Below are 25,064 nucleotides of genomic sequence, written 5' to 3'. Positions count from 1 at the left end.
TCTGACGGGGCGTGGCGCAGCTTGGTAGCGCACCACTTTGGGGTAGTGGGGGTCGTGGGTTCAAATCCCGCCGCTCCGATTTCAACCGTTTTTTTCCCCCACCTGAAACCCAATGTTTCAGGCTCTGAGCCGGCAAAAATGCCGGCTCTTTTTTTGTGATCAGCGATGGCCCGTGCCGATCACCACGAGATGCCTGGAAGCATCGATCTGGAGCCATCTTTCATCACGCAATTGGCCCAACACACGGGTGACAGTCACCCGTGTCGTGCTGAGTGCACTGGCGATCTCCTGATGGGTGAGCCGGAGATTCAAGCGCAGACCATCCTCACAGGGCTCACCAAAGTCTTTGGCAAGCAACTCCACAAAACCCCGGACCCGTTCTTCAACGCGGCGCAAGCCCAGCAAAGCCAACATCGATTCCGCCTGGCGGTAACGGGCCGTCATGGCCTTCGCCAAGGCGAGAGCCAACTGCGGTGACTGCTCCACTTCAGCCAGATTGCAGCAGAGCAGGTCGCAATCCGTCAGCGCGACAGCGTCATAGGCCTCCACATTGGTGAAGGCAGCACCAAAGGGTTCATTGGGCCCTACAAGGCCAAGCACCAGTTCATCCCCATGAACTGAAACGGCACCCAGTTTCACCATGCCGCGCACCACAAACCAAACGCTGTTTTTCAGGAGTGGAATCAAACTCCCTGATGTGAGATGAACGACATTGTTTTTCTGATAGCTGCCTTCAAGAAAGGTCTTGAAGCCAAGAGCTGTTGAACACAGATCAGAGGAAGGAGTAGCAAGCATTTGCAATTCCATAAATCCACGAAAACTGTATTGAGGACAACATCGATCCCCAACAAAGAGGAGGGAGAGGTTTGGTTAAGAGGGCTCTAACATTTATTCAAAGTGCAGATCATCAAAAAAGGGCCCCGAAAGGCCCTTATAAATTTGGTTTTAAAAAAACCGACTCAAGCCAAGATCACTGACCAATCTTTTTGACTGCGGCCTTTGATTTGGCCAGGATGTCGCCCTTCAGAGGAACAAAGCCAAGCGAAGAAGCTTTGCTCTGAGCCTGGCTGCTCAACATGTAGTTGAAGGCATCCTGCACCACTTTGGCATTCTTGCCGTTTCCGGTTTTGTAGGCCAACACCCAGGTGAGGGTTGCGATGGGGTAAGCGCCTTTGGCGGTGGGGTTGGGGTTCTTGCCAGCCAGGTTCTTGTCGAGGCTGATGCCGTTGAGGGCCTTGGCACCTGCAGCAACAGAGGGCTTGAGGTACTCACCAGCCTTGTTCTGGAGAGCGGCGGCAACCACCTTGCCTTTGATGTACGACTGGTTCACATAACCAATCGCGCCTTCACGGCTCTTGATCAGACCGGCCACACCCGAGTTGCCCTTAGCGCCCACACCAGCAGGCCACTTGACGGATTTACCTGTGCCGAGGGTCCAGGTCTTGGAGAAGGCCTGCATGGAATTGGTGAAGGCCTTGGTGGTGCCGGAGCCATCAGAACGATGCACCCAGGTGAGAGTGCCGGCTTTGCAGCCCAGCTCTTTCCAGTTTTTAACCATGCCCATGGCGACCTTGACGGCCTGCTCCTGCGTGAGCTTCAGGTTGCAGCCAGGCTTGTTGTAACCGAAGGCAATCGTTCCACCCACCATCGGGATCTGAACGACACCACGGCCGACCTTGGCCATGTCTTTCTTCTTCATCGGATCATCCGATGCGCCGAAGTTCACGGTCTGGTCGATGAAGGCTTTACGGCCGGAACCGGAACCAACGGCCTGGTAGTTGACCTGAGGGCCACCCGACTTGGCCAAATCGGCAAACCAACGCTGATAGATCTTGGCCGGGAACGAAGCACCAGCTCCGTTCAACTTGGGTGCAGCGGAAGCGGACATACCTGCTCCCAGAACAAGCAGGGAGGAGGCGAGAAGGGCCTGTTGTGCGATGCGCATCACAACCGAAAGAGAAAGGAGGCTGTAGTAACCAAGACTTAATCGGAACCCCGACCAACTGTCGTTATGCGCCCATTAACGCTGGTTAAGGTTCCCCTAAAAACTCTTTAAACCATCAAAAAAACCCCGATTTGGATGATCCAAACCGGGGCAAAAATCCACCAAACCAATGGTTTGAGTTCAGGGCTGAATGCCCTCCACCGCGCTGCGGGATTTTTCGAGGATGGTTCCCCGGAGAGGAACAAAGCCCAAGGCCGCTGCCCGCTCCTGGGTGGAGTCTTCCAGCATGTAGTTGAAGACCTCACGCACAGCGTCGGCCTTCGTGCCATTGCCCGTGGCGTAGGCCAGCACCCAGGTGAGCGTGGCGATGGGGTAGGCACCAGTGGCCTCGGGGTTGGGATTGCTGCCAGCCAAATGCTCATCGAGCTCAATGCCGTTGAGGGCTTTGGCACCCGCTTCTACAGAAGGCTTGAGGAATTCACCGGACTTGTTCTGCACCGCAGCAGCCTGCACATTCCCTTTGATGTACGACTGGTTCACGTAGCCGATCGCGCCGACCCGGTTCTCAATCACCCCGGCCACCCCGGAATTGCCCTTGGCACCTACGCCCACAGGCCAGTTCACCGATTTGCCGCTGCCCAGGGTCCAATCGGGTGAGAAAGCCTGCATGGAATCAGCGAAGGCTTTTGTGGTGCCTGATCCATCCGAGCGATGCACCCAGGTGAGCGTGCCCGGTTCACAACCAAGCTCCTTCCAATCGCTAATGCTGCCGATGGCCACCCCAACAGCCTGTTGCTGGGTGAGCTGAAGCTCGCACCCCGGCTTGTTGTATCCGAAGGCGATGGTTCCCCCCACCATGGGGATCTGGACCACTCCCTTGCTCACCTGATTGCGGTCGGCCTCTTTGATCGGATCGTCTGAAGCAGCGAAATCGACGGTTTCATCCATAAAGGCCTTGCGACCCGAACCAGAACCCACCGCCTGGTAATTGACCTTGATCCCGCCCGAGCTCGCTAGCTCAGCAAACCAGCTCTGGTACACCTTGGCGGGGAAGGAGGCTCCGGCTGCATTGAGGCTGGACACACTGGAGCTGCCACCACAGGCGGCAAGACCGACAGCAAGGACGCTCAGGCTTGAGACAGCCAGGGAACGATGTGCCAAAACCTTCGTTGTGATTTTGACCATCCTCCCGCGTCGTGGATCCAACCTCAGAGCGTCGGAACAACGGTGATCGGAACAACAGTGAGACGGGTTGCCACCGCGTAGCAACGCAGCCAGCGGTTCACACGTCTGCGATGGATCGCGGGAACTTCGCCGATCAATTGACTGAGTTCATCAGCGCCCATGCGTCGCAGGGCCCGCACGTCCACATGCCACAGCGCTTCGGCTTCACGAATCAAGCGCGCCCAGGTGCGCACCTGCTGCCATTGGCGCAAGCGAGAGCGAATGGGGCGTTGATGGGGATGCAGAAATGCCGTCATGTCTTCAGAGTGCTGCCTCAGGAAGCACTCTCTGCAAAATCACCCAGACCCTTTCGGAGTGATGAAGCAAATGCGCAGTCTCAGGCGCTAAGGCGATCAGCCTCCAGCTCCACGGGGGCGACAGGAAACTCCAGCTCTGCAACCTCGCGATCACTCAACCGACGGGTCCAAGCACCCTTGATCGGATCGTTCCAGCGGAAGCCGGCCGCTTTGGCCAGATGGCGTTCATCGAACGACACCCGAGCGCGCATCAATTGGCGGGGTTCCAAGCCCCGCTCCAACAGCTGCTCCAGGTCATCGCAACGCGCGAAGACCTCTGCGATGTAGATGCAATCGCTTAGGGCACGATGAGCTGCCCAGACCGGAACGCCATAGGCCAAGGCAAGGTCACGCACCGATGGCCGTGAGCGCAGCTGACGCTCAGCCGGCCAGCGGATGTCCTCCATGGTGCAGAGCCAAGGCGTGGTGGTGGCCGGCACAGAACCAAGACCGAACCACTGGCGATCGAAGGCTGTGTTGTGAGCGACCAGCAGATCAGCCGCGCTGAGCAGATGCTCGAACCACACCAGCGCCTGTTGCCAGGGTTGTGGGCGGCGGGTGACGGCGGCGGGAATCCGGTTAATCGCCTCCGCAGCATTGGATTCAACCGGCAGGAGGAAGGATTGCTGGGCCAGCACCGAGCGACTCGGCACATCGAACAGAATGCAGCCCACCTCAAGACATTTGTCTTGAAGCGGATCCAAGCCTGAGGTTTCGGTGTCAATGATCAGAAGGGTGGAGGGGGAGCCCTCGACCGAATCCTCAGTCCGATCGCCATTGACGGCGGGCACACCGTCTGGCGGAACCACAGCAGGTGAAGCCGGCTCTGAGACCTGAGAATCGGTCGGTGTTGGAGCGGCTTGAGGCTGTGAAAAGCCTGCAAGAAAGTCGAGCTGCTCAGGCATGGCGCGATGTCTCCTCCCGCCCCTGATTCTCACGCCCCGGGCAAGGAGCCTGCTGCCTAGGGTTCACACTCTTCACTTTGCTCGGATGGCCCTCGGGATCGGCGACCGTCTTCCCTCCTTCAGCCTGGAGGATCAGAACGGTGACCTTCGCACTCCCGCCTCGGTGCAGGGCCGTTGGCTGGTGCTGTTCTTCTATCCCAAGGACGACACACCGGGATGCACCGCCGAGGCCTGCAGCTTCCGCGACAACACGGACAGCTTTGCTGCACTCGATGCGGAGGTCTGGGGCATCAGCGGTGATGACGCCGTCAGCCATCGCCGTTTCGCCACCCGCCACAACCTGACGTTCCCGTTGCTGTGCGACCGCAACAACGCCCTGCGACGCGAAATGGGAGTTCCTAAAGCCCTGGGTCTTTTGCCCGGTCGTGTCACCTACATCGTTGATGGCGAGGGGGTGATCCGACACACCTTCAGCAACCTGCTTGATGGCCCGGCCCATGTACGGGAAGCACAGCAGGTGCTTAATCAGCTGCGCGGCTGAGCATGGTCAACTGGCGTCAGCTGGGTCCGATCTGGCAGCTGCGGCCTGCCGAACCAACTGGGCTGATCGAATTCATCGGCGGCAGCTATCTGGCAGCAACACCGCAGCTCAGCTACCGGAGGTTGCTTGAGAACCTTGTTGCCGATGGCCTCGCTGTGCATGCCTGGGCCTACGTGCCTGGATTTGATCATCAGCGGCAGGCCCGCGATGCCTGGAGCGCCTTCCGCTCGGCGCGACGCCAACTAGAGGAGCGATGCGGAGCCCTGGCAAGTCCGCTTCGCCTCGGCCACAGCCTGGGTTGCAAGCTTCATCTGCTGGCCCCCGATGGGGGACGCGGCAGCAGGGCACTGATCGCCCTGAGCTTCAACAACTTCAACGCCGACCGTTCGATTCCGCTGCTCGGCGAACTCGCGCCACGGCTAGGGGTGGACACTGAATTCAGTCCCAGTCCAGCCGAAACGCTTCGCTTGATCGGCCGCCACTATCAGCAGGAGCGGAATCTGGTGGTGCGATTCGGGCGTGATGAGCTGGATCAAAGTGGCGACCTGATTCAGGCGCTGAAACAACGACCCTCGGATTCCAGCTCAAACCTGGAGCTGCCCGGGGATCACCTCACCCCAGCCAGTGCCGGGCTGCGACGCAGCTTTCTCGGGGACTGGGCGGATGACCCCAAACGGGTGGCGGTCATCCGACAGTTGAGCAGAACCATCTGCAGCTGGAGCAGCTGATCCTCTGCGGCCCCGAGCCAATCAGGCCCTGAGTCGATCCAGAACGGAGCGGTCTTCCAGGGTGCTGGTGTCGCCACTGACCTCCTGCCCCGCCGCCAGGGCACGCAAGATCCGGCGCATGATCTTTCCACTGCGGGTCTTGGGCAGGGCATCACTGCAACGGATCTCATCCGGCCGCGCGATCGGACCAATTTCCGTTCCGACATGGGCCCGCAACTCCTTCACCAGGGCGTCATCGCCGTCACGGCCAGCCTCGAGGGTGACAAACGCGACGATTCCTTCGCCCTTGAGGTCATCAGGTCGTCCCACCACTGCCGCCTCTGCCACAGCGGGGTGACTGACCAGAGCCGATTCGATCTCCATCGTGCCGAGGCGGTGGCCCGAGACGTTGATCACGTCATCGACGCGACCCATGACCCAGAAGTAACCATCTGCATCCCGGCGAGCGCCATCCCCAGCGAAATAGAGATAAGAGCCATCGGCAGGACGGATGTGTTCCCAGTAACTCTCGCGGAAGCGTTGGGGGTTGCCGTGCACGGTGCGCATCATCCCGGGCCATGGGGCACGCACCGCCAGATAGCCGCCTTCATCGGCACCACAACTGTTGCCTTCCGCGTCGATGATGTCGGCCTGAATACCCGGCAGAGGCAGGGTGGCGGAGCCTGGCTTGGTGGGGGTTGCTCCCGGCAGAGGGCTGATCATCACTCCACCGGTTTCGGTCTGCCACCAGGTGTCGACGATTGGACAGCGATTGCCTCCAATCACATCGCGATACCACATCCATGCCTCCGGATTGATTGGTTCGCCGACCGTGCCCAAGAGGCGGAGGCTGCTCATGTCGAACTGATCAGGAACGGATCGACCGTTCTTCATGAAAGCCCGGATCGCTGTAGGGGCCGTATAGAAGATCGTGATCCCATGCTTTTGAATCAACTCCCAGAAGGCGCCGGGCTTGGAGGGGCGCGGTGCGCCTTCATACATCACCGTCGTTGCACCGTTCGATAAGGGGCCGTAAACGATGTAGCTGTGGCCGGTGATCCAGCCCACATCGGCGGTACACCAGAAGACATCCTCATCACGAATGTCGAAAATCCACTGGAAGGTGAGGTGGGCCCAAAGGTTGTAGCCGGCGGTGGTGTGAACAACACCCTTGGGTTTGCCCGTGGAGCCGGAGGTATAGAGAACAAAGAGGCGATCCTCGCTGGCCATGGGCTCAGCGGCGCACTCGGCACTCTGGCCCTCCACCAGGTCATGCCACCACTGATCGCGACCGGCGACCATCTGCACGTCCTGCTTGGTGCGCTGCACAACGAGCACTCCGGTAACAGAGGGGCAGGCACCATCGGCAAGAGCCGCATCCACCGCGGGTTTAAGCGACACCGATTTGTCCTTGCGGAAGCCGCCATCGGCGGTGATCACCGCTTTCACCTCACCATCGTTGATACGGTCCCTGAGGGCTTCAGCCGAAAAGCCACCAAACACCACTGAATGGGGTGCGCCAATGCGAGCGCAGGCCAGCATTGCGATCGCCGCCTCAGGCACCATCGGCATGTACAGCGCCACGAGATCGCCTTTGCCGATCCCCATGGCCTTCAGACCGTTCGCGGCTTTACAGACCTCAGCGTGCAATTCCCGATAGGTGAACCGGCGTACATCGCCCGGCTCCCCTTCCCAAATCAGCGCTGTTTTCTGTGCCGTTGGCCCGTCGAGGTGTCGATCCAGGCAGTTGTAGGAGAGGTTGGTGGTTCCTCCCTCAAACCAGCGGGCGAAGGGGGGATTTGACCAATCGAGCACAGTTTCGAAGGGCTCGAACCAGTGGAGTTCACGGCGGGCGGCATCGCCCCAGAACGCATCAGGATCGTCTTGGGCCGCATCGGCCATCGCCCGATAGGCATCCAAACTGCCGATGCGGGCTTTGGCGGAGGTGTCTGCTGGCGGCTCAAACACCCGCTGCTCCTGCAGGACGCTTTCGATGGTGGTGTTGAAGTCGGTCACAGCAGACTGCGCGGTGCATCTCCTCGAAGGGTAAGGAGCAAGACCCCGCTTGATCCATGTCCCGTATCAATCCGTCGGACGATGCATCCGTCGATGGAGCAGACGATTGAGCAGACGATGCGAAAAGATTGAGCTGGGCATCGCCGTTCCGGGATGAAATTGCCACCTGCCGCTTGCCTGTTCGATCTGGACGGGCTTCTACTCGACACCGAACCGCTGCATGGCCGGGGCTGGTCGAAAGCCGCGGCCCATTTCGGCACACGGCTGAGTGAGGCTCAATTAATGCAGTTGAAGGGCCGTCGCCGACTCGACTGCGCAGCCCAGGTGAATGCATGGCTGGCCACACCGGTGAGCGTGGAGGCCCTCTTGGCTGTGCAGCAGCCGATCGTTCGTGCCCTGCTGCCCCATGCCTCCGCGTTGCCCTCAGCTCAGGAGCTGGTAGCGCACTGCCACAGCCGAGGAATTCCCATGGCTCTGGTCACAAGCAGCAGCCGCGTCGCCGTTGAATTCAAAGCACGCCCTCACCCCTGGCTCGAGCAAATCCGGGAACGGGTTTACGGCGATGACCCTGACCTTGCAGCGGGCAAACCCGACCCCGCACCCTTCCTGCTTGCAGCACAGCGGCTGGGGCTCAACCCACAGAACTGCTGGGCCCTTGAGGATTCACAGGCCGGAAGCCAATCGGCTCAACGTGCAGGATGTCAGGTCTGGCTGGTGAATGCATCCGCTTCAAGTGATCCTGACTTCACCACCAATCCCTGTGAGATCAACAGTCTTGCCGTTGTTCTAAGGCTGTTGATCAGTACAGACGGCTGAGAACAAAGTCCGGCAATTCCATCAAGGCTCTCTGGGAGGGAGACTCCGGCAGCCAAGCGATCGATTCACGGGATTCGCGAGCAAACGTTTCGGCAAGTTCTCGGGTGCGTTTAATCGCTTTGGAGGCCCGCACCATCTCCAGCGCTTGGTCAAGATCACCGGGCTCTGAAAACTGACGATCGATCAACGGTTGCAGCGATGGATGCTCCTCAAGGGCGTAAAAGGTGGGAGCGGTGAGATAGCCACTGGCGAGATCACTTGCCGCTGGCTTTCCGAGCTGCTGGTCGCTTCCAGTGAAATCAAGGATGTCGTCAACAACCTGGAACGCCAGACCAAGCTGGCGACCAAATTGATAAAGGTTGTCGAGCTGTAACGGAGAGCAGCCGCTAAGAACGCCTGCAGCGCGGCAACTATTGGCAATCAACGATGCCGTCTTGCAGTAACTCTTTTCGAGGTAGGTCTCAAAGGTCTGAGCTGTGTCGAAGCGGTACAGGCCCTGTTTGATCTCACCATCCGCAAGATCCATGATCACGCGGCTGAGCAGCTTGACCACTTCGAGGTCATCGAGGTTGGCCAGGTGCCAGCTGGCCTGCGCGAAGAGAAAGTCTCCGGCGAGAACAGCGACGCGGGCGTCAAAGCGGCTGTGGACCGTGTCCACGCCACGCCGGGTCGATGCTTCGTCAACCACATCGTCGTGAACAAGCGAAGCGGTATGGATCATCTCTGTGATCTCAGCCAACCGGCGGTGGCGGGGTGAAAGCTCACCCTTGTCGGACAAAGCCCTGGACAGCAGCAGGACAATCCCCGGTCGCAAACGCTTACCGCCGGCGCTGAACAGGTGCTCCGCTGCAGCCTGAAGAATGGGATGACCTGCCCCGATCAGGCTGCGCAGGTCTCCGAGCAGGGTTTCAAGGTCGTTCTCCACCGGTTGGAGTAGCTCGGTGACGGTGCTCATGACTCCCCTCGGCGCCGCGATCCTAGTGGCCCCATGCTCAGTCCTGCAGCAGCTGGAGGCTGACGGCAGGCCGCTGCCCCAGCCAGGGGGTGGCGCGCATCGCGAAGCCATCGGGGTCAGCAGTGACACAGAACCGGCAGCTCTCCAATGAAAACGGGGTTTGGATCTGCGAGATCCGGTCTGGTGGCCCTAGGAGCGCGTCCAATTGACGGGCCACTCCGATAGCCGGATCAATGATCTGGACAGACTCCGGAAGCATCTGCCGCAACAGAGGCACCAGCAACGGGTAATGGGTGCACCCCAGCACGATCGTCTCCACTGAGGCCGCCAGCAAAGGTTCGAGATAAGCCTGCGCCGCTCGGCGCAGGTCTTCAGAGTTCATATCGCCAGCTTCAATCAGTGGAACAAACGCAGGACAGGCCTGCTCAATCACGACCGACCCGGGGTGAAGCGCTTCGATACTGGCCCGATAGGCCGAGGAGGCAACGGTGGCCGGCGTGGCCAGCACACCAACCCGGCGGGTCTCCACCATCGCAGCGGCTGCACCAATCAAACCAATGACCGGAGCCCCGGCCTGGCCCTCAGCCACATCCCTCGCCAAGGCGTTGGTGGTGTTGCAGGCCATCACCACCGTGGTCACCTGCTGGTCACTCAGCCAACCCACCACTTCAGCAGCGATGCGACGGATGTCATCCGGTTGACGATTGCCGTAAGGCACCCGCGCCGTGTCACCGAGGTAGACGCAGGGAACCGCCCCATGGCGTTCAAGCACGCGCCGGAGAACCGTCAGGCCACCGAGTCCACTGTCGAAGAATCCCAGCAGTTGAGGCGTCATCGCACCTCCTGCTTCAGGTAATTGAGAATGCCGGCCGCCAGTGCCAAGGCCAACCGGCGGCGATGGTCAGCGTTCGCAAGACGCGGCGCATCAATCGCTCCAGTGACAAATCCCATCTCCACGAGGGCAGAGGGCATCGTGGTGCGACGGATCACGAAGAAACGACCTCGCCTGACACCACGATTCGGTGTGCCGGGAGACACATCCATCATCTGCTGCTGCAGATAGGACGCCAGGCGTCCAGATCGGGGGTCCGAGAAGAAAAAGGTCTCGATCCCGTTCACATCCGGACGGTTCATGCTCAGCGCATTGGCGTGGATGCTCACAAAGGCGGTTGCCCCTGTTCGATTCGCCAGGGACACCCGCGGCGGAAGATCCACATCCACTTCACTCGTACGGGTCATCCGAACATCCACGCCGCGCGCCCGAAGCAGGTCTGCAACCTGCAGCGACACATCAAGAACCACATTGGTCTCGCGCAAGCCACCAATGCCGATCGCCCCAGGATCTGGACCACCGTGACCAGGGTCGATCACGATGCGATAGCGATTACGGGCGACCGTCGGCAGACCAGAAGGATCGACCGGCGTCCGGGTGGGACGGAATCCACTCGGCGGGAGCCAGGCCGTAGCGCGACCCGTCAAATCGCCTTCGCCAAAGTCATCGAGCCCACGGGTGGGAAGACCGGTGAAGACCAGTTCCCAGCGATCCGGAGCGGTTCCACGCAAACGCAAATCGTTGGGGTTGAGATCCACATCTGGACGGAATTCCACGACCAGACGGGTGGCACCGACGCGGGGCTTACCCAGCCGAATTTCTCGGACGGCGCCCCGACCAGCCAACCGCCGCGGGAACTTCAACTCCCCAGGAATATCAATCCAGACCCGGGTTCCACGACCATCGCTGGCAGCCTGAAAAAAGGCTTCCAACCGAGCGTTCCGGCTCGTGCGCAGCTTGAGCACCCCCTCTTCGGTGAAGGCCCAGGCCGCCAGGGCACTGGCAGCTCTGGCGGGCAAGCCCTGCGTGAAAGCAGTGCACTGCAAGGCCGCGGCCAGAAGCCAGGCCAGTCGTCGGGACGACGCTGGAGGCATGGTGCTCAGAACAGGGCGGGCTGACGATGCCGAAGGCTCGGCATCTGACCCCGAACATGACCGAGGTGATTGGTGTTGACCGGAGCGATGGCTGCTCCAGCCTGAACACCCGCATCGGCAAGGACCGTGCCCCAGGGATCAATCACCAGAGCGTGTCCGTGGCTCTGTCGGCGACCGTGGTGGACCCCCGTCTGCGCTGGGGCAAGCACGTAAGCCGTGTTCTCGATGGCCCTGGCCTGAAGAAGAACCTGCCAGTGGTCTTTTCCGGTGAACGCGGTGAATGCTGCAGGAATCATCAACAGGTCTGCGCCGGCGCCGACGAGATGGCGATAGAGCTCAGGAAACCGCACGTCGTAGCAAATGGACAGCCCCACCTTGCACAGACCGGGAATGTCGACAACAGGAGGTAAATCACGCCCCGGGTTCACCGTTGCCGACTCGCGGTAGGTGTTGCCGTCCGGCAGGTCGACATCAAACAAATGAATCTTGTCGTAACGGCCCAGGAGCATGCCGTCACGGTCGACGAGCTCTGAGCGGTTCAGCGTGCGTGATCCATCACCCACAGGAACAGGAAACCCCCCACCAAGAAGCGCCACCTGATACCGGCGCGCCATGGTCACCAGAAAGCGACTGCACTGTTCAGCCAGCGTTGGGGCCAGTGCCAGGCGCCGGCTGTCCTCCCCCATAAAGGCGAAATTCTCGGGAAGACCAATCAGTTCCGCACCACGTCGTGCGGCCAGATCGATCTGCTCCTCAGCAGCATTGAAATTGAGCTCCGGATCCTGACTGCTCGTCAGCTGAACAGCAGCCGCCAGGAAGTCGCTCACATGAACTGATCAGATCAGCGGATTTTACTGAGGGTCAGGCCGCCCGAAGCACCCCGGGTTCGACCTGTGTCGGAACGACACTGAGCTGATCAAGACCAGCACAGCAGCGGAAATCGCCATCGTGATCCCCCAGGCCAATCAAACGCTGGCCATGGGTCGCCGTGCGAAGGCACGCTTCTGGATCGGATTGCCACTGACGCCAGAGGGAAACGGCAGAGGTGAGTTCATCGTTGGCGGCGTTGCTCCCCGTGGGATCCAGCTCAAGCAACCGATGGGCCAACGCTCCAGCAGCGAGTGAATCTTCTAAGGAATAAGCACCCTCCCAACCGCTGCCGACAATTGCTAGATGGCTGGGTTGTTTCGCCAGCAGATGCTGCGCAACGGCTTCGCGATTCGGAAGCGCCGCCGTCAAAAGTAGGGGGACTTCTTGCACACGATCCAAGGCACGCGTGCCATTGGTAGTACTCATAAACAGACGCTTGCCAGCCACCCGCTCCGGCACGACCGCAACGGGCGAATTGCCAAGGTCAAATCCCTCCAGCATCTTTCCCCCGCGCTCACCAAGCAGCAGACGCGAGTCAGCGGGCCACGCCGCTGAAGCCGCCCGGAGGTCATCGAGGCTGGCGAAGGCCTGCACTGCCTCGGCACCGTTATGCAATGCCCAGGCAATGGTGGTTGTGGCCCGCAACACATCAATCACCACCGCCGCATCAGGGCGAAGGTCCTGCGGCATTTCTGCCGGCACATGGAAGTAGGAGATCTGCATGGCCACGCTGAACACCGGCGTGCGACACAGTACCGAGACCGCCTGCGCGAAGACCGTCATCCCATGGCCCTGTTCCAATCCGGTCCGGCCACCAGAGACCTGCGGGGCTTCCTGAAGCTCCTTGAGGACCGTGGTCAGTTGCGACGGATCACGGCACCTGTAGACCCCGACCTCGAGCTGGCAGCCATTGCCGACCGGGTCCTGAGCCAGGGAGGTCCGGCCTTGCTGTTCGAGAACGTGATCGGCTCCTCCATGCCGGTGGCCGTCAACACCCTCGGCACCGTGGAAAGGGTGGTCTGGAGCATGGGTCTCGAACGGGCTGAACAGCTGGAGGAGCTGGGTTCACGTCTCGCTCTGCTTCAACAACCCAGACCACCCAAAGGCCTCCAGGAGACCAAACAATTTGCCCGCGTCTTCTGGGATCTGGTCAAGGCCAAACCTGACCGCGACCTCACACCCCCCTGCCGGCAGCAGGTGTTTCGCGGCGATGATGTCAATCTCGACAACATTCCCCTGATCCGCCCCTGGCCAGGTGATGCAGGGGGTGTGATCACCCTCGGCCTGGTGATCACCAAGGATCCCGAAACCGGTGTGCCCAACGTGGGCGTCTATCGACTTCAGAAACAGTCGTTGAACACGATGACCGTGCACTGGTTGAGTGTGCGTGGAGGAGCACGCCACCTGCGCAAAGCCGCGGCCATGGGCAAGAAACTCGAGGTGGCGGTGGCCATCGGAGTGCACCCGCTGCTGGTGATGGCCGCTGCAACACCGATTCCCGTGCAGCTGAGTGAATGGCTGTTTGCGGGGATCTACGCCGGTGAGGGCGTTCGTCTGGCTCCCTGCAAAACAATCGACCTGCAGGTGCCCAGCCACAGCGAAGTGGTGCTGGAAGGAACCATCACCCCAGGGGAAGTGCTGCAGGATGGCCCCTTCGGAGATCACATGGGGTTCTATGGCGGTGTGGAGGACTCACCTCTGGTGCGATTCCACTGCATGACCCAACGGCGTGATCCGGTGTTTCTCACCACCTTCAGCGGCCGCCCTCCAAAGGAAGAAGCGATGTTGGCTATCGCGCTGAATCGGATCTACACACCGATCCTGCGGCAGCAGATTCCGGAAATCACCGACTTCTTCCTGCCAATGGAAGCGCTCAGCTACAAACTGGCGGTGATCTCGATCGACAAGGCTTACCCGGGGCAAGCCAAGCGTGCTGCCATGGCGTTCTGGAGTGCCCTGCCGCAATTCACCTACACCAAATTCGTAGTGGTGGTGGACAGCCATATCAACGTGCGCGATCCACGCCAGGTGGTCTGGGCCATCGCGGCCCAGGTGGATCCTCAACGTGACCTCTTCACCCTGGAGAACACGCCCTTCGACACGCTGGACTTCGCCAGCGAACAACTGGGCCTGGGAGGACGACTGGCCATCGATGCAACCACCAAGGTGGGACCCGAAAAAAATCACGACTGGGGCGAACCCCTGAGCCGTCCGGCGGATCTGGAACAACGGGTCAGCGATCGCTGGTCTGAGCTGGGTCTGGATGACCTCGGCGACGACGACCCCGATCCCAGCCTGTTCGGCTACGCCCTCGACCGACTGATTCAGGGCCTGAAGACCGGCCAATAGGATCAGCCCAACGACGTTGCGACCTTGAGCGGCACAGGCCAATCCGATGACCCCCGTGAGCTCAAGGCCGGAGGAAGCCTCCAGGGACGCGTGAAAGTCCCCGGCGATAAATCGATTTCGCATCGATCCCTGCTATTCGGCGCCATCGCCGAGGGCACCACAACGATCGATGGCCTGCTCCCAGCAGAAGACCCCCTGAGTACAGCCGCCTGCCTGCGGGCGATGGGCGTCACCATCAGCCCCATCACCGACGGCGGGATCGTCACCGTTGAGGGCGTGGGCCTGGATGGATTGCAGGAGCCCGCAGAAGTACTCGACTGCGGTAATTCCGGCACCACCATGCGACTGATGTTGGGTCTGTTGGCGGGCCGCGACGGTCGACATTTCGTGCTGGATGGCGACGCATCCCTGCGCCGCCGCCCGATGCGTCGTGTGGGCCAGCCGTTGGCCTCGATGGGTGCTGATGTGCGCGGCCGTGATGGGGGCAACCTGGCCCCTCTTGCGGTCCAGGGGCGACGCCTCAAAGGAACCGTGATCGGTACGCCGGTGGCCAGTGCTCAAGTCAAGTCGGCCCTGCTCCTAGCCGCCCTCACCGCGGAGAGCCCGACCACAGTCATCGAACCGGCGCAGTCCCGCGATCACAGCGAACGGATGCTGAACGCCTTCGGCGCTGATCTGTCCGTGGGCGGCGAAATGGGGCGACACATCAGCGTGCGTCCCGGCGCCACACTGCATGGCCAGAACGTCGTTGTGCCCGGTGACATCAGCTCAGCAGCCTTCTGGCTTGTCGCTGGAGCCCTCATTCCAGGAGCCGATCTCACCATCGAGAATGTGGGGCTCAACCCAACACGTACTGGAATCCTGGAGGTGTTGGAGCAGATGGGTGCACAGATCGACGTGCTCAACCCCCGCGATGTGGCGGGCGAACCTGTCGGCGACCTGAGGGTGACCCACGGGCCCTTGAAACCGTTCCACTTCGGCGAGGAAATCATGCCCCGCCTCGTGGATGAGGTGCCCATCCTCAGTGTCGCCGCCTGTTTCTGCGACGGCGAGAGTCGGATCAGTGGGGCGTCTGAACTGCGGGTCAAAGAAACCGATCGTTTGGCGGTGATGGCCCGCCAGCTGAAGGCCATGGGGGCCGACATCGAAGAGCACGAGGACGGCATGACCATCCGCGGCGGGCGACCGCTCAAGGGAGCCGTGCTGGACAGCGAAACCGATCACCGGGTGGCGATGAGCCTTGGCGTCGCAGCGATGCTGGCCGATGGGGACTCCAGCCTGGCGAGAAGCGAAGCGGCAGCCGTCTCTTATCCCTCATTCTGGGACGAGCTTGAGCGGCTCCGCTGCTGACCTCGGCGCTCTCCGCGTCTACCCGACAGCGGATGGAAGCTTCAGCCTGCACAGTGATCATTTTGGAGAGGCTTTTCACAACTCCGCGGGAGCTCTGAATGAGGCCCGAGCCAAGTTCGTCCAACCTGCGGAGCTGCAGCGCTTCCGCAAAGGCCATGCCCTAAAAATCCTGGATGTCTGCCTAGGGCTTGGGTACAACACGGCCGCCGTTTTGGAGGCCCTTCCGACGGCTGAACCCGTCGTTCAATGGTGGGGACTGGAGCTGGACCGACGGCCCTTGGTACATGCCCTGGACCAGGCGAGCTTCCACTCCCTCTGGCCAGCTCCTGTGCTGGCCAAGCTTGAAGCGATCCGCGACCAGGGCGGCTGGCAGGAGCACAACAGCTGCGGGATCCAGCTCTGGGGGGACGCCCGTCCGATGCTCGAAGAGATTCCTGACGGTGTTCGCTTCGATCTAATCCTTCTGGACGCCTTCTCCCCCCAGCGCTGCCCGGAACTGTGGAGCGAGGAATTCCTGGGAGCCCTGGCGCGACGCCTGGAGCCGCAGGGGCGGCTACTGACCTACAGCCGTTCTGCAGCGGTGCGGGCCAGCCTGAAGCGAGCAGGCTTGCGTTTGTTTTCACTGCTGCCAGCCCCGGGCGAGCGGGCAAGCTGGAGCAGCGGCACCCTGGCCACGCCACCAGACTCCGCCTGTCCGCAGGACGGACCCGGTTGGCGCCCCCTTTCCGCGATGGAGTGGGAACACCTGCAGACGCGGGCGGCCGTGCCGTTCCGCGATCCCCAGGGCAATGCCACGGCTGATGCCATCCTTCAGCGACGCCGCGATGAACAGGAGCATTGCGGCTATGAACCCACCAATGCCTGGCAAAGGCGCTGGCGCGGGGACAGGCCGTCCTGAGCCCGGTAGATTCCGCCCGTCTTCCCCCTGCTCCGCATGCTCGCCGTAGCCGTTCTGGCCGCTGGAAAAGGCACCCGCATGAAGAGCGCACTCCCGAAAGTGCTCCAACCCCTGGCGGGAGCCACCCTGGTGGAACGAGTGCTCACCAGTGCCCGCAACCTGCAACCGGAACGGCGGCTGCTGATCGTGGGACATCAAGCGGAACGGGTGGAGCAGCAGCTTGCCCCGCTCGGAGCCCTGGAATTTGTCCTGCAGCAGCCCCAGAACGGCACGGGCCATGCCGTTCAGCAACTGATTCCCTCGCTGGAGAGCTTCGAAGGCGAACTTCTCGTGCTCAATGGCGATGTGCCACTTCTGAGAAGCGAAACAGTTGAGGCTTTGGTGCAGCACCACCGGGCCAGTGGTGCCGATGTCACTCTGCTCACGGCAAGGCTCGCTGATCCCACCGGTTACGGGCGTGTGTTCGCGGATCCCGACGGACGGGTGAGCGGCATCATTGAGCATCGCGATTGCACCGACGAGCAACGCACCAACAACCTCACCAACGCAGGCATCTACTGCTTCAACTGGAGGGCATTGGCCAACGTTCTGCCAAAGCTCAGCACCGACAACGATCAGGGGGAGCTTTACCTCACCGACACGGTGGCGATGCTGGCGAAGGCCATGCACCTGGAAGTGGCTGACGCCGATGAAGTAAACGGCATCAACAACCGACGGCAACTGGCCCAGTGCGAGGCCCTGCTGCAACAGCGGCTGCGCCACCACTGGATGGACGAAGGCGTCACCTTCATTGATCCCGAAAGTTGCACCCTGAGTGAAGGCTGCAGCTTTGGCCAGGACGTCGTGATCGAACCGCAGACTCACTTCCGCGGTGACTGCGTGATTGGCGACAACTGCCGGATTGGCCCCGGCAGCCTGGTGGAGAACGCGTCTCTTGGGGCCAACGTCAACGTGGTGCACTCGGTAGTGCGGGAGGCCAACGTGGGCAACGATGTCGCCATCGGCCCCTTTGCCCACCTCAGGCCGGCCGCGGACGTCGGCGATGGCTGCCGAATCGGCAACTTCGTCGAGGTGAAGAAAAGCCAGCTAGGTGCTGGCACCAAGGTGAACCACCTCAGCTACATCGGTGACGCCAATCTCGGGGCCAACGTCAACGTGGGCGCCGGCACGATCACCGCCAACTACGACGGGGTGAATAAACACCGCACCGTGATCGGCAGCAACAGCAAAACGGGTGCCAATTCCGTGCTGGTGGCCCCCGTCAACGTCGGGGAACAAGCCACCATCGGCGCCGGATCAACGATCACCAAGGATGTGGCCGATGGAGCACTGGCGATTGGACGCGCCCGCCAGATGACCAAGGAGGGCTGGGCCGAACGAAAGGTCTAGAACAGCTCTCTTACAGCCGTGGCAACAGCGGAATCAACCGCTCCAGGGCAACGCCTCGGCTGGCCTTCAGCAGCAGCACATCTCCGGAGGTCAGCCAGGCCGAGAGGGGAGCAGCTGCTGCTTCCGGGCTAGACACCAGCTGAAGATTGGGCAGCGATGCCGCCACCTCAGCCATCGCCGCCCCCTCCGCACCAGCATCCACAAGCACTAGGCCATCCAACCCAAGCTGAACGGCACGGGCCGCGACCTCACGATGCAACTCGAGGCTGCGTTCCCCAAGTTCCAACATGGTTCCCAGCACGGCAAAACGACGCCCAGGTTGAGCAGCCAACAGGTCAAGGGCCGCCAGAACCGCCTCGGGCGAAGCGTTGTAGGTTTCATCCAGGAGAGTCAACCCACCCTGTTGCAGGCGGCGGTTGCGCCCGCCAGGCACGATCACCTGCATCCCCGGCAACGCCTTGCGGGATACACCCAGCCGATCGGCTACAGCCACGGCCAGCAGCAGATTTCGGGCGTTGTGGCGGCCCTCAAGCTGTAGTGGGAGACGATCGCCACCGATCAGCAACTGATTTCCATCAATGGCACCGATCAGATCGGCATCAGCCAGATCAGCATCGACCTGGGGATCGTCGACAAGGAGCACCCGCAACACGCGGCCGGACCAAACCGCTGCCAGGGCTCTCTCCAGCAGAGGATCACCGGCGGGAATCACCACGGTTCCCTTCGGATGAAGCCCAGCGGTGATTTCACACTTTGCGGCCGCAATCGCCTCGCGACTGCCGAGACGACCAATGTGGGCCGTTCCGATGTTGGTAATCACCGCAAGATCAGGCTCCGTGCAACGGGAGAGACGTTCAATCTCCCCAGGCCCTCGCATGCCCAACTCAATCACCAGGGCACGGTGATCAACATCGGCCTTCAACACCGTGAGTGGCACACCCACGTCGTTGTTGTTGTTGCCTTCACTGGCCTGAATCGGCCCCAGCGGTGCCAATGCCGCGCGTATCAATTCCCGCGTTGTGGTTTTGCCTGCCGAGCCTGTGACAGCCACCAGGGGTTGGGCCAGGGAGCGGCGATGCAGCAAGGCCAACTGCTGATAGGCCAGGAGTGTGTCGTCGACACGCCAGTGCAGCAGATTCGGCGGCAGCGGCTGTGCCCAGCTGCGGTTCACAACAGCGGCCTGACCATGCCGTTCAGGGAGTTGATCGAGGAAGTGATGGCCATCAAAACGCTCACCAACCAGGGGAACAAAGAAATCACCCTCCTGAAGCTGACGGCTGTCGGTACAGACTCGTCCCAAGGGGGCATCGGGTTCAAACGCGCCGCCCTCAGGTGTTCCCCAGGCATCGATCAGCTGACGCAGCGTCAGGGTCATGCCACCAACCCGAGATCAAAGAGGATCATGCCGCCCCCGACCCGGGCCGACCGCCCCAGCAGTTCGCCCTGTTCATTGACCAACTGAAGACTGGAGTAGTCCAGCTCGAGGGCGGATTGCAGCCAGCTGGAGGCGAGGGTCTGACGCTGGTCGACCGCCATCTGCTCCCACACGTCGACGGACAACTCCAACAGCAAGCGATCCTGCTCCGGAACAGGCTTGGCAGAAAGAAGGAGTCGCTCGGGAACAGCTGTGTCCTGAAACAAGTCAAAGAGGGGATCAAAACTGAGTTGGGGCTGGGAAGGCTCCTCTTGTTCCAAAGCCAGCGCGGATTGCACCGGCTCTGGCACGGGTGAAGGTTCCTCCGCCATGGGCTGTGGTGCTGGAATCAACTCAAGGTCGGGCAACGCAAGGGGAGACTCCCGTGGCCTCTCGACCGGCTCCTGGCGTGGATCGGTGCTGGCATGGGTCTGCCACCACCGCAGGCCCGCTAGAGGAAACAACAACAGCAATACCAGCAGCAAGGGCCAAAAGCTGGGGGCCAGATCCCGAGGCCAGAAGCCTGGGACCGATAGCTCACCTTCTCGGTTGCGGCGCCAGAGCTCCTGGAACCGCAGCCGCAGATCGGCAGCCATGGCCTGCAGATTGCGCCCGAACTCCCGCCAAGGGCTGACGTAGGGAGCTGGAAGATTGCCTGACAGCTCCCCGGTCTGGTACTCAGATCGGGCCTCGGTTTGGGAGTCAGAACGGGCGGGCTCGCTCAAACTCAACTGGATCGACGACCGAAGAGACGGTTCAGGGGATTACGACCAGCGGAGGGCATCCCAGAGGGAGCGATGGCCTCTTCAGGCTGGTCCTCAGAACGGGATGGATCTGCGGATTGCCCCTGAGAGAACTGTTCCACAAGGGCAGCATCCGGTGTGGGCTCTTTGATTCCACAGACGTCCTTGTACATAAGGTCGTAATCGACAGCGGAACGATCCCAGCTGTAATCCTCATTCATGCCGCGTTTCTGCAGCTCGACCCAGCTATCGCGATGGCGGAAGGCCTCCCAGGCCCGCACCAGGGCCGTGTAGAAATCGATCGCTTCAAAGCGATCAAAGCAGAATCCAGTGCCGCTCTCGGCAGCTGGGATGTGAGGCGGAACCGTATCGACGAGGCCACCAACCTTGCGAACCACGGGGACCGACCCGTAGCGCATTGCATAAAGCTGACTGATGCCACAGGGTTCAAAACGGCTGGGCATCAGGAAGGCATCACTGCCGGCGTAGATCAACCGCGACAGATCATCGTCATAGGTAAGGAAGACGGCGCATCTGCCTGGGTGACGTGAAGCGAGTTGCCAGAGACCGGATTCCAGCCCGCGATCACCGGTCCCCAGCACAACAATCTGCGTGTCGGTGTAGGCCAATAGTCGATCAGCAACCTGCAGCAGAAGATCGACTCCCTTCTGGTCGACGAGACGACTGACCATGCCGAGAACAAAGGCGTCCTGCCTCACCTCGAGCCCCATCCGCTCCTGGAGCACTTGCTTGCACACCGCCTTGCCGGACAGATCATCGGCACTGAAATTCGCCGGCAATGATCTGTCGGTCGCAGGATTCCAGGCATCGAGATCGATGCCGTTCAGGATGCCGCGCAGTTTGCCCGAAATGAAGTTGAGCAGACCCTCCAACTTTTCGCCGTACTCCGCCGTGCGGATTTCCTGGGCGTAGGTGGGAGACACCGCATTGACGCGTTCGGCGTAAAGGAGAGCCGCCGCCATCGTGTGGTCACCTTGCATGTACCAAGGGCACCAGGTCATCCGATCGAGTTTCCAGCGCCAGGGGCCCTGGTACTTGAGGTTGTGGATCGTGAACACCGTGCTGATTTCCGGGTCCTGATGCATCCACACCGGGATCATCCCGGTATGCCAGTCATGGCAGTGCAGCACCTGGGGTTTCCAGACATTCCAAGAAAATTCAGCAGCGGCACTGGCGAAAAAGGTGAAGCGCCAGTCCTCGTCGTCACCGCCATAGACGCGCTCAGGGTCGAACACCGGGTGACCCACCAGATAGATGGTCATCCCATTGGTGGGGTGCTTGGTTTCGTAGACGGCAAACTCAGTGCCCATCGTCTGAGCCCGCCAGATCGGATCCGCCGGCACGTTCAGGCGATTCCAAAGCTTGGCGTAGCCCGGCATGATCAGGCGCACGTCATGGCCGAGCTTGGCCAATGCCGGTGGGAGGGACCCGACCACGTCGCCCATCCCTCCGACCTTGATCATCGGGGCGCATTCCGCTGCAGCGAAAAGGATGCGCATGTCTGAGATCGGCGTTGGCGCGGCGACTTTAAGGGGGATTTACGAATCTGTTACCTCAGGGGAGCACTGTCACCTGAGTTCCAAGCGACACCTGGCGATACAGGGCACTCACATCCTCGTTGTAAAGCCGCACACAGCCATGGGAAACGGCCCGTCCCACCGTCCAACGGTGGGGGGTGCCATGGAAGCCCGTGGTGGTGCATCCCTTGATCGTGATCCAGGCCTTTCCGTCATGGGCATCACGGCCCATGCAGTCACGATGGAAGGCGATCCAGTGGCTCCCCAATGGATTATCTGGCCCCTGCTCCTCAACGCGCTCGCCAGTTACCGGATGGACCCACACCGGATTTGGGATCTTCTGCAGCACTTCAAAACGGCCGGAGGGGGTCTCCCAACCAGGCATGCCGATGGCCACAGGGAAGGCGTTGCGCAAGTTGCCGTTATCGAGCAAGAACACACGGCGACGGCCGCGCAGCATCACGACATGGCGATTGGATTGCCCACGCAAATCCTGAGGCAGTGACGCCAGGCCAGCCGGGACTGAATCCGTGGCGGCCGCCTGAAGCAGAGGCAGCGGATCCGGCAGAGGAAGAGGCAACATGCCCGTCAAGGTAACCAGCCTGTTTCTGAAAAATCCGGCGGCCTCTTCTCAAGAAAGGCATTGCGACCTTCCAACGCTTCTTCGGTTCTGTAGAAGAGGTGGGTAGCGTTGCCGGCCAACTCCTGCAGCCCGGCGAGGCCGTCGGTTTCGGCATTGAAGGCGGCCTTCAGGCAACGGATGGCCGTTGGGCTGTGCTGGAGCACCTCCCGGGCCCAACGCACCCCCTCCGCCTCCAGCTGATCCAACGGCACTACGGCATTAACAAGCCCCATCTCCAGAGCCTCCTTGGCGCCATAGCGTCGGCAGAGAAACCAAATTTCGCGGGCCTTGCGCTGACCAACCACCCGCGCCAGATAGCCCGCACCGAAACCGCCGTCAAAGCTGCCGACCTTTGGCCCGGTCTGGCCGAACACGGCATTGTCGGCGGCCAAGCTGAGGTCACACAGCAGATGCAGCACCTGGCCTCCCCCCATGGCGTAGCCGGCCACCAGAGCGATCACCACCTTGGGAAGGCTCCGGATGATGCGCTGCAGATCCAGCACGTTCAGGCGCGGCAGGCCGTCCTCGCCGACATAGCCGCCGTCGCCGCGAACACTCTGATCACCGCCAGAACAGAAGGCATAACCACCATCAGGAGCCGGGCCAACGCCGGTGAACAGCACCACACCGATGTCACGGTCATCCCGGATGCGCGTGAAGGCATCACAGAGCTCCATCACCGTCTGCGGGCGGAAGGCGTTGCGCTTGGCGGGGCGGTTGATGGCCACGCGAGCCAAGCCGTCTGCGCAACGGTCCACAAGGATGTCCTGGTAACTGCCCCACGGAATCCATTGCGCGGTTGGCGCACCGGGGAGCACCTGACGCATGTCACTCATCGGGTTCAGAGCTCGGTGCTTTCATTCTGAGCAGCGGCGCGCAGCTGCTGACGCAAGGCGGCATCACGACCTCGGTCGCTGCACAACCGCAACAACACAGGCCGCTGTAACGACAAACCCCAGGCCAAGGCCTCCTGCAGATCATCCAGACAGGCCACCTGGCGCCCAGGGACCCCATGGGCTGCCGCCAAGGCCAAGGCATCCACCTGCTGGGGCATGGCGAAGAGTGATTCAAAGCCCGGTGTGGCGATGGGCAGCTGCTGAAAAATGCCACCACCGCCGTTATCGATCAGCAGCACTAGCAGTGGAGGTGGGGCTGCTGCTGAGGAGGCATGCAACCAGCCGTTGCTGTCATGCAGTAGCGCAAGATCACCTGTCACCAGAGCCAGCGGACCAAGATTCACCGCCAGGCCCATGGCAAGGGACAGGGTGCCATCAATGCCCGAGGCCCCGCGGAAACTGAAGCAACGGTGGCTGCTGCTGGCAGGGCCGCTCCAGGCCAACCAATCACGCACCGGTGAGCTGGCGGCCAGCATGACCGGCAACTGCTCCGGCAGGAGTTGCGGAAGCCAGTAGGCCAGTGCGGGCTCGTTGACAGCGCCGCTCAAGGGCAGCTGGGCCTCGATCCAGGGCGATAAGGCATTGGCCCCGACAGATGGCTTGGTTGCCTGATCCAAAACGGGCTGTTGAGCGATCCAAGCGGCCAAGCCCCCCGACCACTGGCTGGCGCACCGCAGCGGATCAAGGGGCCTTGGATCTCCTTCCGTGATCAACAGCTGAGGGCCCTGATGGCGCTGAAGCCAGCCCTCCAGCCGCCGGCTGGCGGGCATCGGCCCAAGCCGCAACACCTGAGCATCGTCAGAGAGGTTCAGGCGATCCAGCTGCAGCTCCCAATGCTCGATGCGGTTGGGGCACTCGGCGGCAAGGGCGGCGAGGGGATCCGCCAGCACAGGCCAGCCGCTGGCGTTCAACCAGCGACGCACAGCTTGTTGGTAGGGCGCCAAAGCAGGCGAAAGTCCACGCCAAGGGCCAGCAATCACGACCCCAGGGCGCTCAGGATCAAGGCGAGGCGGAGGTGCAATCTCGGGCGAAGGCTCAGGGCAAGCCGTGGGTAAACAAGCACCAGAGACGAGCTGTTGTTGTTGCTCGAGAGTGGTGTGCAGCGGCTCCTCGAAGGGCAGGTTGAGCTGCACAGGTCCCGGTGGGCCACTACCTGCCCCATGGACTTTTTGCCAGGCCTGAACCGCCAGGGCGTTGAGGGCTTCGTTGGCCTGCGTATGAACACCGTCTGCCGCTCCACTGCCGCACCAGCGGCAGGCCGCGAGGAGGAAAGATTCCTGATTAACGGTCTGGTTGGCGCCGCAGTTTTTGAGCCGGGCGGGGCGATCCGCCGTGAGCAGCAGCAAAGGCTGACAGGAACGGTCCGCCTCCACCGCAGCGGGCAGCAGGTTGGCCACCGCGGTACCGGAGGTCGTGACCACCGCCACGGCACATCCATGGGCGGTCGCCATGCCGAGAGCCAGAAACGCGGCCGACCGCTCATCGATGGCCGTGACCAACTGCAGCTTCGCCTGGGACGCCAACACTCCCGCCGCTGTTGCCAGGGGGCTGGACCGGCTGCCAGGGCAGAGGACCAGCTGCTTCAGCCCCTGGAGGCACAACGCCTCAAGCAAGGTGAGAGCGGCCTGCAAATTGGTGCGGGCGGTGGACAGTGCAGCAGGCCA

The 25,064-nt window shown here is 61.5% G+C and carries 24 protein-coding genes and 1 tRNA gene; 8 read left to right on the top strand and 17 right to left on the bottom strand.

Features of this window, described 5'->3' with window-relative positions; translation table 11 throughout:
- Nucleotides 1–5 precede the first annotated feature (5 nt).
- A tRNA-Pro gene (locus tag DXY30_RS05655) sits at nucleotides 6–79 on the top strand.
- Nucleotides 80–159: 80 nt separating this feature from the next.
- On the opposite strand, the gene DXY30_RS05650 is transcribed toward DXY30_RS05655, so the two are convergent.
- The 5 genes from DXY30_RS05650 to DXY30_RS05630 form a co-directional block, all read right to left on the bottom strand.
- Nucleotides 160–795, bottom strand: coding sequence for a Crp/Fnr family transcriptional regulator (locus DXY30_RS05650; protein ID WP_115094211.1), 636 nt, complete (start codon nucleotides 793–795; stop codon nucleotides 160–162).
- Between the two features lie 175 nt (nucleotides 796–970).
- Nucleotides 971–1,945: a phosphate ABC transporter substrate-binding protein PstS gene (gene pstS, locus DXY30_RS05645; protein ID WP_115093733.1), complete on the bottom strand. Its 975-nt coding sequence runs from the start codon at nucleotides 1,943–1,945 to the stop codon at nucleotides 971–973.
- Between the two features lie 180 nt (nucleotides 1,946–2,125).
- Nucleotides 2,126–3,130 (bottom strand): phosphate ABC transporter substrate-binding protein PstS, encoded by a 1,005-nt coding sequence (gene pstS, locus DXY30_RS05640; protein ID WP_115093732.1) that lies wholly within the window; start codon nucleotides 3,128–3,130, stop codon nucleotides 2,126–2,128.
- Nucleotides 3,131–3,153: 23 nt separating this feature from the next.
- Nucleotides 3,154–3,426: a hypothetical protein gene (locus tag DXY30_RS05635; protein ID WP_115093731.1), complete on the bottom strand. Its 273-nt coding sequence runs from the start codon at nucleotides 3,424–3,426 to the stop codon at nucleotides 3,154–3,156.
- A gap of 80 nt (nucleotides 3,427–3,506) precedes the next feature.
- Nucleotides 3,507–4,370, bottom strand: coding sequence for a 3'-5' exonuclease (locus DXY30_RS05630; RefSeq protein ID WP_115093730.1), 864 nt, complete (start codon nucleotides 4,368–4,370; stop codon nucleotides 3,507–3,509).
- Nucleotides 4,371–4,455: 85 nt separating this feature from the next.
- Between DXY30_RS05630 and DXY30_RS05625 the strand changes: the two genes are divergently transcribed.
- Both DXY30_RS05625 and DXY30_RS05620 read left to right on the top strand, forming a co-directional pair.
- Nucleotides 4,456–4,911 carry a peroxiredoxin gene (locus DXY30_RS05625; protein WP_115093729.1) on the top strand — a complete coding sequence of 152 codons (456 nt, stop codon included), beginning with the start codon at nucleotides 4,456–4,458 and terminating at the stop codon, nucleotides 4,909–4,911.
- Between the two features lie 2 nt (nucleotides 4,912–4,913).
- The gene (locus DXY30_RS05620) at nucleotides 4,914–5,639 is read left to right on the top strand and encodes a DUF1350 family protein (RefSeq protein WP_115093728.1); all 726 of its coding nucleotides are present in this window, start codon (nucleotides 4,914–4,916) and stop codon (nucleotides 5,637–5,639) included.
- Between the two features lie 21 nt (nucleotides 5,640–5,660).
- Here DXY30_RS05620 and acs read toward each other — a convergent pair whose 3' ends face one another.
- On the bottom strand, nucleotides 5,661–7,634 hold the full coding sequence (gene acs, locus DXY30_RS05615) for an acetate--CoA ligase (protein WP_115093727.1): 1,974 nt from the start codon (nucleotides 7,632–7,634) through the stop codon (nucleotides 5,661–5,663).
- Between the two features lie 153 nt (nucleotides 7,635–7,787).
- Here acs and DXY30_RS05610 point away from each other — a divergent pair, with 153 nt between their 5' ends.
- A complete protein-coding gene (locus DXY30_RS05610; RefSeq protein WP_115093726.1) occupies nucleotides 7,788–8,450 on the top strand; it encodes an HAD family phosphatase in 663 nt (220 codons plus the stop codon).
- On the opposite strand, the gene sds is transcribed toward DXY30_RS05610, so the two are convergent.
- The 5 genes from sds to DXY30_RS05585 are packed head-to-tail and all read right to left on the bottom strand — an operon-like array spanning nucleotide 8,434 to nucleotide 12,924.
- Entirely contained in the window at nucleotides 8,434–9,405 is a 972-nt protein-coding gene (gene sds / locus DXY30_RS05605; protein WP_115093725.1) for a solanesyl diphosphate synthase, read from the bottom strand. The two genes, DXY30_RS05610 and sds, sit on opposite strands and share 17 nt — an antisense overlap.
- A 37-nt stretch (nucleotides 9,406–9,442) precedes the next feature.
- Nucleotides 9,443–10,240, bottom strand: a complete 798-nt coding sequence (gene murI / locus DXY30_RS05600) for a glutamate racemase (protein ID WP_115093724.1) — start codon at nucleotides 10,238–10,240, stop codon at nucleotides 9,443–9,445.
- Nucleotides 10,237–11,331, bottom strand: a complete 1,095-nt coding sequence (locus DXY30_RS05595; RefSeq protein ID WP_115093723.1) for an N-acetylmuramoyl-L-alanine amidase — start codon at nucleotides 11,329–11,331, stop codon at nucleotides 10,237–10,239. The genes murI and DXY30_RS05595 overlap by 4 nt, the downstream gene beginning before the upstream one ends.
- Before the next feature lie 5 nt (nucleotides 11,332–11,336).
- Complete coding sequence (locus DXY30_RS05590) at nucleotides 11,337–12,158, bottom strand: carbon-nitrogen hydrolase family protein (protein ID WP_115023402.1); 822 nt, start codon at nucleotides 12,156–12,158, stop codon at nucleotides 11,337–11,339.
- Between the two features lie 34 nt (nucleotides 12,159–12,192).
- On the bottom strand, nucleotides 12,193–12,924 hold the full coding sequence (locus DXY30_RS05585) for a 2-phosphosulfolactate phosphatase family protein (protein WP_115094209.1): 732 nt from the start codon (nucleotides 12,922–12,924) through the stop codon (nucleotides 12,193–12,195).
- Nucleotides 12,925–12,987: 63 nt separating this feature from the next.
- Here DXY30_RS05585 and DXY30_RS05580 point away from each other — a divergent pair, with 63 nt between their 5' ends.
- From DXY30_RS05580 to glmU, 4 genes are read left to right on the top strand one after another with little or no spacing between them, the layout of a single operon-like run.
- On the top strand, nucleotides 12,988–14,550 hold the full coding sequence (locus tag DXY30_RS05580) for a UbiD family decarboxylase (protein WP_115093722.1): 1,563 nt from the start codon (nucleotides 12,988–12,990) through the stop codon (nucleotides 14,548–14,550).
- Between the two features lie 24 nt (nucleotides 14,551–14,574).
- Nucleotides 14,575–15,900 carry a 3-phosphoshikimate 1-carboxyvinyltransferase gene (aroA, locus tag DXY30_RS05575; protein ID WP_115093721.1) on the top strand — a complete coding sequence of 442 codons (1,326 nt, stop codon included), beginning with the start codon at nucleotides 14,575–14,577 and terminating at the stop codon, nucleotides 15,898–15,900.
- Nucleotides 15,881–16,798, top strand: a complete 918-nt coding sequence (locus DXY30_RS05570) for a tRNA (5-methylaminomethyl-2-thiouridine)(34)-methyltransferase MnmD (protein WP_115093720.1) — start codon at nucleotides 15,881–15,883, stop codon at nucleotides 16,796–16,798. The genes aroA and DXY30_RS05570 overlap by 20 nt, the downstream gene beginning before the upstream one ends.
- Before the next feature lie 36 nt (nucleotides 16,799–16,834).
- Complete coding sequence (gene glmU, locus DXY30_RS05565; RefSeq protein WP_115093719.1) at nucleotides 16,835–18,187, top strand: bifunctional UDP-N-acetylglucosamine diphosphorylase/glucosamine-1-phosphate N-acetyltransferase GlmU; 1,353 nt, start codon at nucleotides 16,835–16,837, stop codon at nucleotides 18,185–18,187.
- A gap of 10 nt (nucleotides 18,188–18,197) precedes the next feature.
- Here the strand turns inward: glmU and murF are convergent, their stop codons facing one another.
- From murF to menD, 6 genes are read right to left on the bottom strand one after another with little or no spacing between them, the layout of a single operon-like run.
- Nucleotides 18,198–19,562 (bottom strand): UDP-N-acetylmuramoyl-tripeptide--D-alanyl-D-alanine ligase, encoded by a 1,365-nt coding sequence (gene murF, locus DXY30_RS05560; RefSeq protein ID WP_115093718.1) that lies wholly within the window; start codon nucleotides 19,560–19,562, stop codon nucleotides 18,198–18,200.
- Nucleotides 19,559–20,326 (bottom strand): hypothetical protein, encoded by a 768-nt coding sequence (locus tag DXY30_RS05555; RefSeq protein ID WP_244281294.1) that lies wholly within the window; start codon nucleotides 20,324–20,326, stop codon nucleotides 19,559–19,561. Before DXY30_RS05555 ends, murF begins: the two co-directional genes overlap by 4 nt.
- Before the next feature lie 2 nt (nucleotides 20,327–20,328).
- Nucleotides 20,329–21,864 carry a glycogen synthase GlgA gene (glgA, locus tag DXY30_RS05550; RefSeq protein ID WP_115023415.1) on the bottom strand — a complete coding sequence of 512 codons (1,536 nt, stop codon included), beginning with the start codon at nucleotides 21,862–21,864 and terminating at the stop codon, nucleotides 20,329–20,331.
- 55 nt (nucleotides 21,865–21,919) lie between these two features.
- Nucleotides 21,920–22,465 carry a L,D-transpeptidase gene (locus tag DXY30_RS05545; protein WP_115093716.1) on the bottom strand — a complete coding sequence of 182 codons (546 nt, stop codon included), beginning with the start codon at nucleotides 22,463–22,465 and terminating at the stop codon, nucleotides 21,920–21,922.
- A gap of 5 nt (nucleotides 22,466–22,470) precedes the next feature.
- Nucleotides 22,471–23,340: a 1,4-dihydroxy-2-naphthoyl-CoA synthase gene (gene menB / locus DXY30_RS05540; RefSeq protein WP_115093715.1), complete on the bottom strand. Its 870-nt coding sequence runs from the start codon at nucleotides 23,338–23,340 to the stop codon at nucleotides 22,471–22,473.
- Between the two features lie 5 nt (nucleotides 23,341–23,345).
- On the bottom strand, nucleotides 23,346–25,031 hold the full coding sequence (menD, locus tag DXY30_RS05535; RefSeq protein ID WP_115093714.1) for a 2-succinyl-5-enolpyruvyl-6-hydroxy-3-cyclohexene-1-carboxylic-acid synthase: 1,686 nt from the start codon (nucleotides 25,029–25,031) through the stop codon (nucleotides 23,346–23,348).
- Between the last annotated feature and the right edge of the window lie 33 nt (nucleotides 25,032–25,064).

Source organism: Synechococcus sp. UW106, assembly GCF_900474015.1.
Lineage (GTDB): Bacteria > Cyanobacteriota > Cyanobacteriia > PCC-6307 > Cyanobiaceae > Parasynechococcus.
Note: the sequence above shows the minus strand (reverse complement) of the source record. Positions and strands in the feature narration are given on the sequence as shown.